Origin of the sequence: Pseudomonas bharatica CSV86 (assembly GCF_000319305.2) — a bacterium.
Lineage (GTDB): Bacteria > Pseudomonadota > Gammaproteobacteria > Pseudomonadales > Pseudomonadaceae > Aquipseudomonas > Aquipseudomonas bharatica.
On sequence record NZ_AMWJ02000009.1, the window covers coordinates 18,119 to 34,345 of the forward strand.

Annotated in this window: 11 protein-coding genes and 9 pseudogenes; 9 read left to right on the plus strand and 11 right to left on the minus strand. The window is 66.0% G+C overall.

The annotated features are described in order from the left end of the window. The first annotated feature begins 134 nt into the window (after positions 1-134). From benA to CSV86_RS33800, 9 genes and pseudogenes are all read left to right on the plus strand, one after another. Positions 135-1,488 (plus strand): annotated as a pseudogene (gene benA, locus CSV86_RS31280) (benzoate 1,2-dioxygenase large subunit). Next, positions 1,488-1,975, plus strand: a pseudogene (benB, locus tag CSV86_RS31285) (benzoate 1,2-dioxygenase small subunit). The pseudogenes benA and benB overlap by 1 nt, the downstream one beginning before the upstream one ends. 46 nt (positions 1,976-2,021) lie before the next feature. Continuing rightward, positions 2,022-3,032: a benzoate 1,2-dioxygenase electron transfer component BenC gene (benC, locus tag CSV86_RS31290; RefSeq protein ID WP_009404679.1), complete on the plus strand. Its 1,011-nt coding sequence runs from the start codon at positions 2,022-2,024 to the stop codon at positions 3,030-3,032. A 61-nt stretch (positions 3,033-3,093) separates the two neighbouring features. After that, positions 3,094-3,855 (plus strand): 1,6-dihydroxycyclohexa-2,4-diene-1-carboxylate dehydrogenase, encoded by a 762-nt coding sequence (locus CSV86_RS31295; protein WP_009404676.1) that lies wholly within the window; start codon positions 3,094-3,096, stop codon positions 3,853-3,855. A 50-nt stretch (positions 3,856-3,905) separates the two neighbouring features. Continuing rightward, a pseudogene (locus CSV86_RS31300) lies at positions 3,906-5,233 on the plus strand (MFS transporter). A 41-nt stretch (positions 5,234-5,274) separates the two neighbouring features. Beyond that, positions 5,275-6,200, plus strand: a pseudogene (catA, locus tag CSV86_RS31305) (catechol 1,2-dioxygenase). Between the two features lie 144 nt (positions 6,201-6,344). Further along, entirely contained in the window at positions 6,345-7,547 is a 1,203-nt protein-coding gene (locus CSV86_RS31310; RefSeq protein ID WP_009404672.1) for a benzoate/H(+) symporter BenE family transporter, read from the plus strand. A 160-nt stretch (positions 7,548-7,707) separates the two neighbouring features. Continuing rightward, positions 7,708-8,501: pseudogene (locus CSV86_RS33795) on the plus strand (OprD family outer membrane porin); the annotation flags it as partial. Continuing rightward, on the plus strand, positions 8,443-8,871 hold the full coding sequence (locus tag CSV86_RS33800; protein WP_376699796.1) for an OprD family outer membrane porin: 429 nt from the start codon (positions 8,443-8,445) through the stop codon (positions 8,869-8,871). The pseudogene CSV86_RS33795 and the gene CSV86_RS33800, both read left to right, overlap by 59 nt. A gap of 36 nt (positions 8,872-8,907) precedes the next feature. On the opposite strand, the gene CSV86_RS31320 is transcribed toward CSV86_RS33800, so the two are convergent. The 11 genes and pseudogenes from CSV86_RS31320 to CSV86_RS31360 all read right to left on the minus strand — a co-directional run bounded on the left by CSV86_RS31320 (position 8,908) and on the right by CSV86_RS31360 (position 16,091). Further along, positions 8,908-9,774, minus strand: a complete 867-nt coding sequence (locus tag CSV86_RS31320; protein WP_009404666.1) for a DUF6282 family protein — start codon at positions 9,772-9,774, stop codon at positions 8,908-8,910. Then, on the minus strand, positions 9,771-10,550 hold the full coding sequence (locus CSV86_RS31325; RefSeq protein WP_009404665.1) for a hypothetical protein: 780 nt from the start codon (positions 10,548-10,550) through the stop codon (positions 9,771-9,773). Before CSV86_RS31325 ends, CSV86_RS31320 begins: the two co-directional genes overlap by 4 nt. Positions 10,551-10,564: 14 nt before the next feature. Continuing rightward, a pseudogene (locus CSV86_RS31330) lies at positions 10,565-11,553 on the minus strand (NAD(P)H-dependent flavin oxidoreductase). A 54-nt stretch (positions 11,554-11,607) separates the two neighbouring features. Beyond that, positions 11,608-11,976, minus strand: coding sequence for an antibiotic biosynthesis monooxygenase family protein (locus CSV86_RS31335; RefSeq protein ID WP_009404663.1), 369 nt, complete (start codon positions 11,974-11,976; stop codon positions 11,608-11,610). A 29-nt stretch (positions 11,977-12,005) separates the two neighbouring features. After that, positions 12,006-12,566, minus strand: a complete 561-nt coding sequence (locus CSV86_RS31340) for a flavin reductase family protein (RefSeq protein WP_009404662.1) — start codon at positions 12,564-12,566, stop codon at positions 12,006-12,008. 37 nt (positions 12,567-12,603) lie between these two features. Further along, positions 12,604-13,728 (minus strand): annotated as a pseudogene (locus CSV86_RS31345) (LLM class flavin-dependent oxidoreductase); the annotation flags it as partial. A gap of 42 nt (positions 13,729-13,770) precedes the next feature. Then, positions 13,771-14,473, minus strand: a pseudogene (locus tag CSV86_RS31350) (RraA family protein). Next, a pseudogene (locus tag CSV86_RS32940) lies at positions 14,470-14,825 on the minus strand (isocitrate/isopropylmalate family dehydrogenase). Before CSV86_RS32940 ends, CSV86_RS31350 begins: the two co-directional pseudogenes overlap by 4 nt. Beyond that, positions 14,825-15,508: an isocitrate/isopropylmalate family dehydrogenase gene (locus CSV86_RS32945; RefSeq protein ID WP_311985915.1), complete on the minus strand. Its 684-nt coding sequence runs from the start codon at positions 15,506-15,508 to the stop codon at positions 14,825-14,827. Before CSV86_RS32945 ends, CSV86_RS32940 begins: the two are co-directional and overlap by 1 nt. After that, on the minus strand, positions 15,460-15,639 hold the full coding sequence (locus CSV86_RS32635) for a hypothetical protein (protein WP_240160701.1): 180 nt from the start codon (positions 15,637-15,639) through the stop codon (positions 15,460-15,462). The genes CSV86_RS32945 and CSV86_RS32635 overlap by 49 nt, the downstream gene beginning before the upstream one ends. Continuing rightward, positions 15,639-16,091: a hydroxymethylglutaryl-CoA lyase-like TIM-barrel protein gene (locus tag CSV86_RS31360; protein ID WP_240160702.1), complete on the minus strand. Its 453-nt coding sequence runs from the start codon at positions 16,089-16,091 to the stop codon at positions 15,639-15,641. The genes CSV86_RS32635 and CSV86_RS31360 overlap by 1 nt, the downstream gene beginning before the upstream one ends. Between the last annotated feature and the right edge of the window lie 136 nt (positions 16,092-16,227).

Consider the following 16,227-nt stretch of genomic DNA (forward strand, 5'->3'; position numbering starts at 1 on the left):
AAGCCAGCTCCCACAGGGTTCGCGTCATTCTCACCTGCAAGAAACGGATAGCGGTCTGCAAAAAGCGGATATCCCGGCCATCCCCGCCTGCTTAACCTTTCCTCCGTCTGATAATAAAAACGGAGGTCCCGGCCATGACCCTGGGAATCGACTACCTGAATGCCCTGCTCGAGGAAGACAAGGACCGAGGCGTCTACCGCTGCAAGCGGGAGATGTTCACCGACCCGCGCCTGTTCGAACTGGAGATGCAGCACATCTTCGAAGGCAACTGGATCTACCTCGCCCACGACAGCCAGATCCCCGAGAAGAACGACTTCCTCACCACCACCATGGGGCGCCAGCCGATCTTCATCGCGCGCAACAAGGACGGTGAACTCAATGCCTTCCTCAATGCCTGCAGCCATCGCGGCGCGATGCTCTGCCGGCACAAGAGCGGCAACCGTTCCAGCTACACCTGCCCGTTCCACGGCTGGACCTTCAACAACAGCGGCAAGCTGCTCAAGGTCAAGGACCCGAGCGAAGCCGGCTATCCGTCCTCCTTCAATTGCGAAGGCTCCCACGACCTGACCAAGGTGGCCCGTTTCGAGTCCTATCGCGGTTTCCTGTTCGGCAGCCTCAACCCTGACGTCAAGCCCCTGGTCGAGCACCTCGGCGAGTCGGCGAAGATCATCGACATGATCGTCGACCAGTCGCCGGACGGCCTGGAGGTGCTGCGCGGTTCCAGCTCGTACATCTACGAGGGCAACTGGAAACTCACCGCCGAGAACGGCGCCGACGGCTACCACGTGAGTTCCGTGCACTGGAACTACGCCGCCACGCAGAACCAGCGCAAGCAGCGCGAGGCCGGTGAAGAGATCAAGACCATGAGCGCCGGCAGCTGGGCCAAGCACGGTGGTGGCTTCTACTCCTTCGAGCACGGTCACCTGCTGTTGTGGACCCGCTGGGCCAACCCGAGGACCGCCCGGCCTTCGAGCGCCGCGACGAGCTGGCCCGGGACTTCGGCCAGGCCCGCGCCGACTGGATGATCCAGAACTCGCGCAACCTGTGCCTGTACCCCAACGTCTACCTGATGGACCAGTTCAGCTCGCAGATCCGCATCGCCCGGCCGATCTCCGTGGACAAGACCGAGATCACCATCTACTGCATCGCGCCCCGCGGCGAGAGCGCCGAGGCGCGGGCAAGCGTATCCGCCAGTATGAAGACTTCTTCAATGTCAGCGGCATGGCCACCCCGGACGACCTGGAGGAATTCCGCTCCTGCCAGACCGGCTACGGCGGTGGTCGTGGCTGGAACGACATGTCCCGCGGTGCCGAGCATTGGGTCGAAGGTGCCGATGACGCGGCCAAGGAAATCGATTTGCAGCCGCTGCTCTCCGGCGTGCGCACCGAGGACGAGGGGCTGTTCGTGCTGCAACACAAATATTGGCAGGACACCATGCTCAAGGCCGTCGGCGGCGAGCCGCAACTGATCGCCGTGGAGGCCGTGTGATGAGCGCTCTCTATGCCACCGTGCGCGACTTCCTCTACCGCGAAGCGCGCCTGCTCGACGATACCCGATGGGACGAATGGCTGGAACTGTACGCCGCCGACGCGACCTTCTGGATGCCGTCCTGGGACGACAACGACACCCTCACCGAAGACCCGCAAAGCGAGATCTCGCTGATCTGGTACGGCAACCGCGGTGGCCTGGAGGATCGTGTCTTCCGCATCAAGACCGAACGCTCCAGCGCGACCATCCTGACACCCGGACCTCGCACAACCTGAGCAACATCGAGATCGTCGAGGAGGGCGAGGGCCGGTGCCAGGTGCGCTTCAACTGGCACACCCTGAGCTTCCGCTACAAGACCACCGACAGCTACTTCGGCACCAGCTTCTACAGCCTCGACCTGCGTGGCGAACAACCACTGATCACGGCCAAGAAAGTGGTGCTGAAGAACGACTACGTCCGCCAGGTCATCGACATCTATCACATTTGAATACCCGGCAGCGGCGCCCCAGGCCCGCTGCCGTGCGAGGTGCAGCATGAGCTTCCAGATCGCGCTCAATTTCGAAGACGGGGTGACCCGCTTCATCGACGCCACCGCCAGTGAAACCGTGGCCGACGCCGCCTATCGCCAGGGCATCAACATCCCGCTGGACTGCCGCGACGGCGCCTGTGGTACCTGCAAATGCTTCGCCGAAGCCGGCCGCTACGACATGGGCGACAACTTCATCGAGGATGCCCTCAGCGCCGACGAGTTGGCCCAGGGCTACGTGCTGACCTGCCAGATGCGCGCCGAAAGCGACTGCGTGGTGCGGGTGCCGGCGTCGTCCCAGGTCTGCAAGACCCAGCAGGCCAGCTATGAGGCCGCCATCAGCCAGGTACGCCAGTTGTCCGAAAGCACCATCGCCTTGTCGATCAAGGACGAGTCGCTGTCGCGCCTGGCCTTCCTGCCGGGGCAGTACGTCAACCTCAAGGTGCCGGGCAGCGAGCAGAGCCGCGCTTATTCCTTCAGCTCGCTGCAGAAGGATGGCGAGGTCAGCTTCCTGATCCGCAACGTACCGGGCGGGCTGATGAGCAGCTTCCTCAGCGGCCTGGCCAAGGCCGGCGACAGCATGACCCTGAGCGGCCCGCTGGGCAGTTTCTACCTGCGCGAGGTCAAGCGCCCGCTGTTGCTGCTGGCCGGCGGCACCGGCCTGGCGCCGTTCACCGCGATGCTGGAGAAGATCGCCGTGCAGGGCAGCGACTACCCACTGCACCTGATCTACGGGGTCACCAACGACTTCGACCTGGTGGAGCTGGAGCGCCTGGAGCAGTTCGCCATGCAGATTCCCAACTTCACCTTCAGCGCCTGTGTCGCCAACCCCGGCAGCCAGTACCCGAACAAGGGCTATGTCACCCAGCACATCGCCCCGGCGCACCTGAACGACGGCGATGTCGATGTGTACCTGTGCGGCCCGCCGCCGATGGTCGAGGCGGTCAGCCAGTACCTGCGCGAGCAGGACATCCATCCGGCCAACTTCTACTACGAGAAGTTCGCCGCCGCCGTCTGAACCCTTTTATGGGGTTGCCATGTCGTGCGGGCGGGGTGACCCCCTTTTATTCGAGGTCGCAATGAACAGATTCGACGACAAGATCGCGCTGGTGACCGGCGCTGCCCAAGGCATCGGCCGCCGCGTGGTCGAGCGCCTGCTGGCCGAAGGCGCCCGGGTGATCGCCGTGGACCGCTCCGAGCTGGTGTTCGAGCTGGAGCAGGGCGAGACCTTGCTGGCCCTGACCGCCGACCTGGAACACTACGCCGATTGCCAGCGGGTGATGGCGGCGGCGGTCGAACGCTTCGGCCGTCTCGACGTGCTCGTCAACAACGTCGGCGGGACCATCTGGGCCAAGCCGTTCGAGCATTACCAGGCGCACGAGATCGAAGCCGAAGTGCGCCGCTCGCTGTTCCCCACCTTGTGGTGCTGCCATGCGGCGTTGCCGTACATGCTGGAGCAGGGCAGGGGGGCGATCGTCAATGTCTCGTCCATCGCCACCCGCGGGGTCAACCGCGTGCCCTACGGCGCGGCCAAGGGCGGGGTGAATGCCCTGACCGCCTGCCTGGCCTTCGAGAACGCCGGACGCGGCATTCGCGTCAACGCCACCGCCCCCGGCGGCACCGAGGCGCCGCCACGGCGCATTCCGCGCAACGCCGCGCAGCAGAGCGAGCAGGAGCAGGGCTGGTACCGGCAGATCGTCGACCAGACGATCGACAGCAGCCTGATGAAGCGCTACGGCACCCTCGACGAACAGGTCGGCGCGATCCTCTTCCTGGCCTCCGACGAAGCCTCCTATATCACCGGAACGATTCTCCCCGTAGGCGGTGGCGACCTCGGTTGACCCCTGCGCCGACACGGTTTCTACAACAACAAAAACAAGAGATGGATGCCATGCGAAAAATCGACGTTCACCAGGTCATCGACCAGGCGCCCTTTACCCGCTTTCACTGGATGGTGATGTGCTGGTGCGCCCTGCTGCTGATCTTCGACGGCTACGACCTGTTCATCTATGGCGTGGTCCTGCCGGTATTGATGAAGGAGTGGGGCCTGACCCCGTTGCAGGCCGGTGCCCTCGGCAGCTACGCCTTGTTCGGCATGATGTTCGGCGCCCTGGCCTTTGGCAGCCTGGCCGACAGGATCGGGCGCAAGAAGGGCATTGCCATCTGCTTCGCCCTGTTCTCCACCGCGACCCTGCTCAACGGCTTTGCCAGCAGCCCCACGAGTTCGGCATCTATCGCTTCTTCGCCGGCCTCGGCTGCGGTGGCCTGATGCCCAATGCCGTGGCGCTGATGAACGAATATGCGCCCAAGCGCCTGCGCAGCACCCTGGTGGCGATCATGTTCAGCGGCTACTCGGTGGGCGGCATGCTCTCGGCAGGGATCGGCATCTACATGCTGCCGCGCTTCGGCTGGGAGTCGATGTTCTTCGCCGCGGCCATCCCGTTGTTGCTGCTGCCGGTGATCCTTTACTACCTGCCGGAGTCGATCGGTTTCCTGGTACGCCAGGGGCGGTTCGAACAGGCCAGGGCCCTGCTCAAGCGCCTCGATCCGGCGTGTGATCCGAAGGCTGAAGATGTGCTGCAGGCCCACGACAACAAGGGCAAGGGCGTCTCGGTCCTGGAACTGTTCCGTGGCGGCCTGGCGGTGCGCACCCTGTCGGTGTGGGTAGCGTTCTTCTGCTGCCTGCTGATGGTCTACGCCCTGAGCTCCTGGCTGCCGAAACTGATGGCCAGCGCCGGCTACAGCCTGGGTTCGAGCCTGTCGTTCCTGCTGGCGCTGAACTTCGGCGGCATGGCCGGGGCCATTCTCGGTGGCTGGCTGGGCGACCGTTACAACCTGGTCAAGGTCAAGATCGCCTTCTTCCTCGCGGCGGCGGCTTCGATCAGCCTGCTTGGGGTCAACAGCCCGATGCCGGTGCTCTACCTGCTGATCTTCATCGCCGGCGCCACCACCATCGGCACCCAGATCCTCCTGTATGCCGGCGCCGCCCAGCTCTACGGCCTGTCGATCCGCTCCACCGGCCTGGGCTGGGCCTCGGGCATCGGCCGCAACGGCGCCATCGTCGGCCCGCTGCTGGGCGGGGCGCTGATGGGCATCAACCTGCCGCTGCAACTGAATTTCATTGCCTTCGCCATTCCCGGCGCGGTCGCCGCCCTGGCCATGACCATCCATGTGCTCAGCGGCAAGCGCCAGGCCCTGGCGGCTGCCCCGGCGGTTTGAAGGCACCCCGCGATACCCATCGATAACAAGAGGTGAACAGCATGACCGTGAAGATTTCCCACACTGCCGAGGTACAGAAGTTCTTCGAAGAGGCCGCCGGCCTAGGTAACGACGAGGGCAGCCCGCGCCTGAAACGCATCATGCTGCGGGTACTGCAGGACGTGGCGCGGATCGTCGAGGACCTGGAGATCACCGAGGACGAATTCTGGAAGAGCGTCGATTACCTCAACCGTCTTGGCGGGCGCAATGAAGCCGGCCTGCTGGTGGCGGGCCTGGGTATCGAGCATTTCCTCGACCTGCTGCAGGATGCCAAGGACGCCCACGCGGGGCTGACCGGTGGCACCCCGCGTACCATCGAAGGCCCGCTGTACGTGGCCGGAGCGCCGATCGCCCAGGGCGAGACGCGCATGGACGATGGCAGCGAGGAGGGCGTTGCCGTGCCGATGTTCCTCGACGGCCAGGTGCTCGACCCACACGGCAAGCCGGTGGCCGGTGCCATCGTCGACCTGTGGCATGCCAACACCCAGGGCACCTATTCGTTCTTCGACCCGGGCCAGTCCGAATACAACCTGCGCCGCCGTATCGTCACCGACGCCGAAGGCCGCTATCGCGCCCGCAGCATCGTGCCCTCCGGCTACGGCTGCGACCCCCAGGGCCCGACCCAGGAATGCCTGGACCAGCTCGGCCGTCACGGCCAGCGTCCGGCCCATGTGCACTTCTTTATCTCGGCCCCGGGTTATCGCCACCTGACCACCCAGATCAACCTGTCTGGCGACAAATACCTGTGGGACGACTTCGCTTATGCCACCGCGAGGGCCTGGTGGGCGAGGTGCGCTTCCACGAGGACGGCGCCCGTGGTCTACCGGGGCGTTATGCCGAACTGAGCTTCGACTTCCAGCTGCAAGCCGCGCCGGATGCGGCTGCCGAGGTGCGCAGCAAGCGTCCTCGTGCCCTGCAGGAAGCCTGAACCGAGCGCGATCCCTGTGGGAGCGGGTTTACCCGCGATTGCAATAGTGAATCCACCATAGCAATCGCGGCGGTTCGGCGTTCCGATAAACCCGCTCCCACAAGGTCCGCGTAGCAGCCCCAAAAATGGCCCAAGTGAGGTCCCATGAAAGACCTTTTCAAGGATTGTTCGCTGTCCGCCCTGGTGGCCGGGATGATCGCTACGCTGATCTCCTACGCCGGCCCGCTGGTGCTGGTGTTCCACGCGGCGCAAAGCGCGGGGTTGTCCCACGAGTTGCTGTCGTCCTGGGTCTGGGCGATTTCCGTCGGCAGCGCCGTGCTCGGTGCCGTGCTCAGCCTGCGCTACCGGGTGCCGGTGGTGATCGCCTGGTCGATCCCGGGTTCGGCGCTGCTGGTCACCGCCTTGCCGCAGATCGGCCTGAACCAGGCCATCGGCGCCTATCTGGTGACCAACCTGGTGTTGCTGGCGATCGGCCTGAGCGGTGCCTTCGACCGCCTTATCGCCCGCCTGCCGGGTTCGATTGCCGCCGGGATGCAGGCGGGCATCCTGTTCAGCTTCGGCATCGAGGTGTTCAAGGCCCTGCCGGCGCAACCGGCGCTGGTGCTGGGGATGTTCGTCACCTACGTGACGATGCGCCGGCTGTGGCCGCGCTACTCGGTGGCGGCGGTATTGCTGGTGGGCGTCGGCATCACCCTGTCCGGCGGGCATTTCCATAGCGAGGCGCTGGTCTTCGATGTCGCCACGCCGCAGTGGATCACCCCGCAATTCAGCCTGGCGGCGGTGCTCAACCTGGCCCTGCCGCTGGTGCTGGTGTCGCTGACCGGGCAGTTCATGCCGGGCATGGCGGTATTGCGCAACGCCGGCTACCAGACCCCGGCCAGCCCGATCATCAGCAGCAGTGCGCTGGCGGGCGGCGTGCTAGCGCCGTTCGGTTGCCATGGGCTGAACCTGGCCGCCGTCACCGCCAGCCTGTGTACCGGGCGCGAGGCCCATGACGACCCGCGCCGGCGCTATATCGCGGCCTTGTCCGGCTGCGTGCTGTACCTGCTGTTCGGCATTGCCGGGGCGACCCTGGTCTCGCTGTTCGCTGCCTTTCCGGCAGAGTTGATCGCGGCGCTGGCAGGGCTGGCGCTGTATGGCGCGATCAGCGAGGCCCTGGCCCGCAGCCTGGCCGAACCCAAGGAGCGCGATGCCGGGTTGTTCACCTTCCTGGTCACCGCGTCGGGCGTGTCCTTCCTGGGGCTGTCGGCGGCGTTCTGGGGCCTGCTGTTCGGCCTGGCGACCCACTTCCTGCTGGCGCTGCGGCGTCCATCCAGCCGCGAGGCTGCCTTGCGCCGCAGCCACTGATCCACCCGTTCCACACCAACGGCAGCGGCCTCACCGGACCGCCGCCTGGAAAGCTGCACCCCCAATAAAAACAAGATCAGAGAGCTTCCCGATGAAACATGCACCTTGCGCTACCCGAGTCATGCTGCCGCTTGGCCTGGCCGTTGCCAGCCCGTCGCTGATGGCGGCCGAGGCGGACTTCTTCAAGGATTCCACCGCCACCCTGACCACCCGCAACTACTACTTCAGCCGCGACTTCTCCGACATCGTCGGGGCCAACCGGCAGTCGAAGGCCGAGGAGTGGGCCCAGGGCTTCATCCTCAGCTTCAAGTCCGGCTACACCCCGGGCACCATCGGCTTCGGCGTGGATGCCATTGGCCTGCTTGGGGTCAAACTCGACAGCAGCCCGGACCGCGCCAACACCGGCCTGCTGCCTATGCAGGAAGACGGCGAGGCGGCCGACAACTACAGCCGCCTGGGCCTGACCCTCAAGGCGCGGCTGTCGAAGACCGAGCTGAAGTTCGGCGAGCTGCAGCCCAACCTGCCGGTGCTGGCCTTCAGCGATATCCGCCTGTTGCCGCCGACCTACCAGGGCGTGGCCGTCAGCTCGGCGGAAATCGACGGGCTGACCTTGCAGGCCGGCCACCTCAAGTCCACCCACCTGCGCAATGAAAGCGGCGACGGCAAGATGTCCGCCATGCTCGGCCACGTGCCGCAGCGCCAGGCGCAAAGCGATGGGTTCAACTTGCCGGTGCCGACTACGCCTTCAACGGCAACCGCACCACGGCGAGCCTGTGGTACGGCCAGCTCGAAGACATCTATGAACAGGGTTTCCTCGGCCTCAAGCATTCGCAGCCGCTGGGCGATTGGGTCCTGGGCGCCAACCTCGGTTATTACACGGCGCGCGAAGACGGTGATGCGCTGCTCGGCAACATCGACAACCAGGCGCTGTTCTCGCTGCTCTCGGCCAAGCGCGGCGGCCATACCTTCTACATCGGCTACCAGGCCATGTACGGTGACAGCCCGTTCCGCGGGTATTCGCCAACATCACCCGCTGGGCAACGAAGTGCCGACCTACGAGTTCGCCTACACCGACGAGCGTTCCTGGCAGGCGCGCTACGACTACGACTTTGCCGCCATGGGCGTTCCCGGCCTGACTGCCGGGGTGCGCTATATCACTGGCGACAACGTCGATACCGGGCGCGGTTTCGAAGGCAAGGACCGCGAGCGCGACCTGGATATCGCCTATGTGGTGCAGAGCGGCGTGCTGGGGGCCTCGGCATTCGCGTGCGCAATGCCGTGGCCCGTTCCAACTACCGCAGCGACATCGACGAGAACCGGCTGATCTTCACCTACACCTGGAAGTTGCTCTGAAGGCAGGCTACGCCAGCTTCAGCATCTCCCGGGCATGCCCGCGACCGACCTGCAACGCCCGCTCGCGATCGAGCCCCATGCGCTCGAACCACAGCAGGCTGTCCACCTGCCATTGCTCGATGTCCGGCTGCGAGGTCTGGCCCAGGTCGGAACTGTAGAGCGCGCGGGGCACTTCGCGCAGCACCCTGGCGAAGTCATCCCAGCCCTGGTAGCCGAGCAGGTAGGTGAGGGCGGTCTGCTCGGTGTACACCATGGGCGCCCGGGCCAGTTCCAGCAGGGCCTCGGCATCGAGGCCGGTGAGCGGGTTGGCCGGCTGGTTGAGCATCAGCCGGGGTACCTCCAGTTGCTGCGCCGCCTCGATCAGCAGGCGCACCTCATGGGCGTCGGCATGGCCGCTGGAAATCACGATGGGGTAGTCCCGGGCCATGCGCAGCACGTCCAGGGTCTGCGCGTTGAGGCGGCCTTCGTGGCTGACGGTGAGGGGCTTGATCGGATGCTCGTCGAGGATCCAGTGCGCGCTGTTGCGCTTGAGCCGCGACTGGTGGGCACGGCCGGTGACGGTCGGCAGGTGCACGATCAGCCGGGCGTCGCTGTCGCCGTGCTGGCAGAGCGAACGCTGGACGACACGGAAGTCGATGCCGCCGGCAATCTCGTTGAGCACCACCGAGCCGGACACCGGCAAACCCTCCTGGCGGGCTTCCCAGGCCTGGGCGGCGGTGCAGCCCAGGTGATTCTTCAACACCACCCAGCCGTTCAGCGCGGCGTAGCGCCGACCGGCCTCGATCACCCCATGACGCCGGACAAAGGCGTCGGGGCCGGCGTGATAGTGCACATCGATGAATTCGGCGTCGAGCAGGCTTGGCGTGGGATTCATGCGGCCACCTCCAGGTCGATGCCCAGGTGCTCGCGCACGCTGCGCAGGACCAGCCCCGGCGCATCGAGCAGCGGGCGCATGCCGCCACCGGGAATGGCCAGGCGATGCTGGCGCGCCCGCGCATGGGTGTGCACGTTGATGCTGCGTACCAGTTGCGATTGCTCGCCATAGACCGTCAGCAAGCTGCCGCCGAAGGCTTCGCTGGCCTGGCGCACATCGAGGCGGTTGAGCAGGCGGAAGCCCAAGTGCAGGCGCCGGGCCTGCAGCGCGGCACTGGCCGGATCGACCTCGATCGGCCCGCTGGGTTGTATCCGCGAGGCCGGCTGCACCCATTCATCGAGCAGTTGCAGGGCCCGCTCGAGCTCGCCGAGCTGGGCCAGGTCGGCCATCCGCCCGAGGCGGCCGTCGAGGATGCCGTCGGCCAGTGCGGGCGAGGACAGCAGCAGCACCTTGCCGATCTGCTGGCCGATGGGCAGGCCGAGCAGGCTCTGCACCAGCGCGCCGCCCAGGGCCGAGCCGGCGAGCAGGTCGATGCGCCCCAGCGTCGTCAGTTCCGCGTGCCAGCGTTGGGCGAACGCCGGCAGCGATTCGTCCTCGTCGTCCAGCAGCGACAGGGTGTCGAACACCAGTACCCGGTAGCCGGCCTTGACCAGCGGCGCGATCATCGGCTCGAAGAACCGGCCTTCATCCCACACCGGCATGACCGGCGACATGACCACCGCCAGCAGGCTGCCATCGCCCCATTGCCGGCTTGTAGCGGTTGAGCGTTGCGTCATCATGGCCTCCGCGCTCAGGCGATCTTGTCCAGCGCCAACAGTCGCTGACCGTTGCGCAGGATGCGGGTGGTGTCTTCCAGCAGGTCGCTGACGATCTGCCGCGCGGGCTTGATGTCGCCGACCAGGTCCAGCACTTCGCCGGCCCAGATCACCCGCTGTTCGAGGTCGTCGGCGAGCACGGCCGGGCGTAGTCCTGGCGCACCGACTCCGGCGCTTCGGCCAGCGCGTCGTCACGCCCCAGCCAGGCGTCCGAGAAGCGGTTGGCGATGGCCCGGCCGCTGTACTGCTCGGGCCATTCGATGCCACGCACGCGGTCGAAGATCCGCGTGCGCACGGTGTCGGAGGTGGCAGACTCGATCAGCCGGCGCTTGAAGGCATCCGAAGGCAGGGCTTCCTCGGAGGCCAGGAAGCGGGTGCCGAGCATCACGCCATCGGCGCCCAGCACCAGGGCCGCGGCCACGCCACGGCCGTCTGCGATGCCGCCAGCGGCGATCAGCGGCACCCGGTCGCCGACCAGGTCCTGCACCGCGGGCAGCAACGGCAGCAGGCCGCGGCGCAGGCTGTGTCCACCGGCTTCGGCGCCCTGCACGATCAGCGCGTCGGCGCCGGCATCCACGGCGGCGCGAGCCTGGTCCAGTTCGTGGATCTGCACGATGGCCTTGGCGCCGCCGCGGTGGATGGTCGGGATGAAGTCCGCCGGGTTGCCGAACGACAGGGCAACGACGTCGGGGCGATAGTCCAGGGCCAGGTCCAGCAGGGCCATGTTGCGGGCCACGGTGAACATCACCAGGCCGACGCCCCAGGGCTGTTCCAGTTCGCGCATGGGGGCCAGTTCGGTGCGCATCCATTGTTCGTCGCCGTAGCTGGCGCCGACCAGGCCCAGGCCGCCGGCCCGCGACACCGCACTGGCCAGCCTGGCGCCGGAGGCGCCGCCCATGGGCGCGAGGATGATCGGGTTGCGGATGTTCAGGCTTCGGGTAATACGGGTATCGAGATCAGTCATGTCAACGCTCCTGTTGAGGTGGCGGCAGCCGTGCCTGCCGCCCGGGTCGGTCCGTCACTCGGCGAGGGCAGCCACGGTCAGCGCCTGCGGGATGTAGTCGCTGACGTGGTAAAGGTGGAACTCCCAGGTGCCGGTGTTTTTCAGGCCGTTGTAGCGGGACAGGAACTCCTCGTCGTGGAACAGCGAATCGAAGGCGTCCTGGCTGCTCCATTGCGCCTGGTTGATCACGGTCTTGCCGTCGGTGCTTTTGTACAGCCGGCTCCACTGGAAGGCCGGGTAGGTGCGCGCCACGTACTGCACGGTGTCGCGCAGTACTTGCAGGGCAGCATCCTGCTGGCCCGGGTTCACGTGCACCACGTTCACCAGGAAGATGGCCTGGTCTTCGCCCGGTTGCGGGGCCTGGAACTGTTCGATCTGGGTCATGGGTGTCGCTCCTTGATAGGTGTGAAGGTTCATTGCGCCAGCCGGGCGGAGATCGCCGGGCTGCCGTTTTCCCAAAGCAGGGGGTTGATGGATTCTGCGAAGCGCACTTCGTCGACGCGGCCGATGATCACGTCGTGGGAGCCATAGTCGACGCGTCGGTCCAGGGTGCAGACCAGGCTCGATTGCGCATCCGCCAGGCAGGGCAGGCCCTGGATGTCTTCCCAGTGGCCATGGGCGAAGCGCTCCGGACCCTTGACCTGACCGGCGAACACCGGCACCAGATGGCTGTGGCGGGCGCTCAGCAGGTTGACGCTGAAGCGCCCGGAGAGGGTCAGCGGGCTGTGCAGGCTGGCCGAGCGGTTGACGCAGATCAGCAGCGCCGGCGGCGTGGTGCTGACCGAGACAACCGCCGTGGCGACCATGCCCACCGGGTCGTCGCCGTCGCGGCTGGCGATGATCGCCACGCTCGAGGTCAGCCGGCGCATGGCGCTCTTGAAGCGATCGGCGAGTTCGAGGGCATCGTCCTCGCCGTCGACCGGCAGGTGCGCGAGCGCACCGGCAACAGCCTGGGCCTGTGGGTATCCGCTCATGCCACCGCCTCCATGATCCGGCCGGTTTGTACGGGGCGCGCTGTCCGGCCTGTTCCATCAGCGGCAGGACTTCCTTGACGAAACGTTGCAGGCCGCGCTGGTAGTCCAGCCAGGTCAGGTTGATGCCGTCCACGCCCAGGTCGGACCAGCGTTGCATCTGCTCGACGATCATCGGCGCGGTACCCACCAGCGGCACGCCGGCGAAGCCTGCCTTGAAATGGAAGCGGAAGCGCTCGGCATCCTCTTCGTCCTTGAACATGCCGCTCTGCACGCCGATCTCGCGGGTCACGTTGTCCAGCGCGGCGTCGTCGCCATGCCGGGTCACGTAGTAGTCGAGCTGCTCGTGGGCCTGCTCCAGGGTGTCCTCGTGGACCACATAGGCGTACACCCAGATCTGCAGGTCGCGGCCCTGCTCGCGGGCCAGGTCGCGGTAGCCCTGGATCTGCGCGCGGATGGTGTCGTCATCGTCCTCGTGCTTGAGGATCAGGAACGCGGCATCGCAATGGGTGGCACAGAACTGCTTGCCCCGCGCCGAGCCGCCGGCGTTCATCAGGAACGGCCGGTTCAGCGGCTTGGGTTCGGAATAGCCTTGCTTGACGTTGAAGAACTCGCCCTCGTAGTCGAAGTAGCCGTTGGCTTGCCAGGCGGTCTTGGCGATCTCGATCCACTCGTCGGCGTGGTCGTAGCGTTTGTCGTGGTCGCGCTGGTGGCCGTTGAACATGCCCATCTCCTGGCCGAACCAGCCGCAGATCATGTTCAGGCCGAAACGACCGCCGCTGATATGGTCGATGGTCGCTGCCTGCTTGGCGGCGAACAGCGGGTGCACGGTGGACAGGTGCGAGGTGGTGAACAGCGCGATCTGCTCGGTGACCGAGGCCAGGCCGGCGGCCCAGGTGTAGGTTTCGTAGGAAACGCCCATGGGGTTGCTGGCGCCTTCCCAGCCACGCCAGCGGCCCACCGGCAGCAGCAGTTCGAGGCCGGCGCGGTCGGCCAGGGTGGCGATCGCCAGGTTGCTTTGCCAGTCTGCGGCACGGTGGCGTTCAGGGGCGCTGGTGAGGGTGCAGCCGCCTTCGATGTTGAAGCCGAAGACGCCAAGCTTGATCTTGTTCTTGCTGTCGCGCACCGGGTTTGGCTTGCGGATGGACGGGGTTGCATTGGTCATGTCGTACGTACTCGCTGCAAGAAAAATGGAAGGGTTCGCGACTCAGGCGCTGGTGCGTTTTTCGCCGCTGGAGAGCCAGGGCTGGTCATAGCGGTGCAGGGCGCGGGCCTGTTCCAGGGAATAGCCTTCGTTGACGCTCTGGATGATGTCGCGCTCGGTCTGCTCCACGGCCCGGGCGCGGCGGATCACCTCTTCGGCCTGGCCGGCGGGGATCACCAGGCAGCCGCTGCTGTCGCAGACCACCAGGTCGCCCGGGTGACCGTCACCCCCGACACCTGCACCGGCACCTGGGCAGCCTTGAGCTGCACACGGTTCTTCGCCGACTGCATGAAGCGCGCACGGCTGAACAGCGGGTAGCCCAGGCGCTGGACGGTGTCGATGTCCCGCGCCGCGCCGTCGATCAGCGTGCCGCGGATGCCGCGGCTGACCGCCACGTGGGTGAGGATGTCGCCCCAGGTGGTGCAGTCGGTGCGTCCGGGATTGCTGGAAACGATGACCGCATCGGACGGCACGTCGTCGATGTAGTTGGCGGCGTTCCTGAAGCCGCTGCGTTCCTGCACCGGTTCGTACAGCACGGTGTAGGCAAAGCCGACGCAGCGGGTGCGGGGACTTGCTGGTGCAAGCCGGCCAGGCCGCCGGAGATACCCAGGCTGTCGAGGGCATCCGACAGGCTGGCGGTATCCAGCGCTTCGCAGGCCTTGAGCAGGGCAGGGTCCTGGCGGACGGGCGACGTGATTGCGTTCATGCGTGGGCTCCTGTGTTCACGGTGTGCGGGGTGCGGCTGGCGCCGGCGTCGAGCTTCGCGGCCCATTCGAGGGTCTGCCGGACGATCACCGTTGCCACCTCGAAGGTGTTGGCGGTGCCGCCCAGGTCGTAGGTGCGGCAGGCGCTGCGTGCCACCTGGGCCACGGCGTTGCGGATCGCCAGGGCGGCCTGGGCATGGCCCAGGTGTTCGAGCAACAGGGCGACGGTGAGGAACATCGCGCTCGGGTTGGCCCGGTTCTGCCGGCATAGGCGGGCGCGCTGCCATGCACCGGCTCGAAATAGGCACCCTGGGCGCCGATGTTGGCGCTGGGCGCCAGGCCCAGGCCGCCCATCACGCCGGCACCGAGGTCGGAGAGGATGTCGCGAACATGTTTTCCGCCACCACCACGCCGAAGCGCTCGGGGCGGCGCACCATCCACAGGGCGACGGCATCGACGTTGTCGATGGCGAAGCCGATGTCGGGGTAGTCCGCCGCGACCGTTTCCAGGATGTCGCGGGCGAACGCGCCGCTGTAGCGCAGCACGTTGGGCTTGTCCGCCAGGGTGACCCGGTCATGCCCCTGCTCGCGGGCATGCTCGAAGGCGAAGCGGAACAGGCGCGTCAGCCCGGCGCGGGTCTGCAGGCGCACGGTCATGGTGGCGTCGTCCAGCCCGGCGGGTCCAGGCCGCGCCGTTGCGCTCGCGCTCCTCGAGAATCGGCGCGAAGGCCTCGGGAATGCTGGCGAAATCCAGCCCGCGTACAGGCCCTCGGTATTTTCGCGGATCACCGAGAAGCGGTAGCGGTTATCGCCCAGCACATCGGTCACCGGCCGCACATTGGCGAACAGGCCAAGTTTCTGGCGCAACTGGATCACCGGCGAAACATACACTTTTCCACGCCCGCGAAGTGCCTCTGGAAGTTCCGCTTCGGCTTCGCGCAGGGGTTTGCTGGTGATCGCTCCCAATAAGGTCGCATCACTGGACTCGATCAGTTTCCAAGTGTTATCGGGAATGCAGTTTCTTCCTTCTGCCAGCAACTCCAGCCGATGTCTCCGAAACTCAGGTCAATCGGAAGATTCAAGGCTTCGAATAAGGGAAGTACCGCTTCGGTTACTTCGATGCCGATACCGTCGCCGGGCAATACTGCAACTTTCTGGCGCTGGCTCATTAAAGGGTTCCTCCGCTGGCAAGGGGCGCTGATTGAGCGCGCGACAAAGGTTTGATCAGCCGTTGTTCCTTGCTGTTGTCCTGTTCATGAAGGAGTTGCAAGGCATGGAAAGTTGAAGTCGGGTTATGCAGGCGGATGACTTCATCGAGGCGTTGTTGAACATCGAAGGGCATGTTGTAGGTGCCCATCATCAGGTCGGTCAGCGACAGCGGCAGGCTGCTGGCCGGCACGGTGTCGGCGGTGTGCTGCGACAGGTGCAGGGTGCTGGCCAGGTCGTAGTCGTTGCGGATTCCGGCACGGTGCAGGTAGGCGACGAAGACGCCCAGGTGCAGGTTGCCGGCGCCTTTGCCCATGCCGCACACCGAGGCATCGATGTACTCGGCGCCGGCATCCATGGCGGCGATGGCGTTGGAAAGGGCCAGGGACAGGTTATTGTGGGCATGGAAGCCCAACGGAATCAGGACCCGGCTGGAAATGCGGCTGATCAGCGATCGACGTCGGCCGGGATCATGTTGCCGTTCGAGTCGGCGAACACCAGCACGTCTGCCCCGGCGTTTTCCGCCCGCAGGCTCATGTCGGAGATTTCCC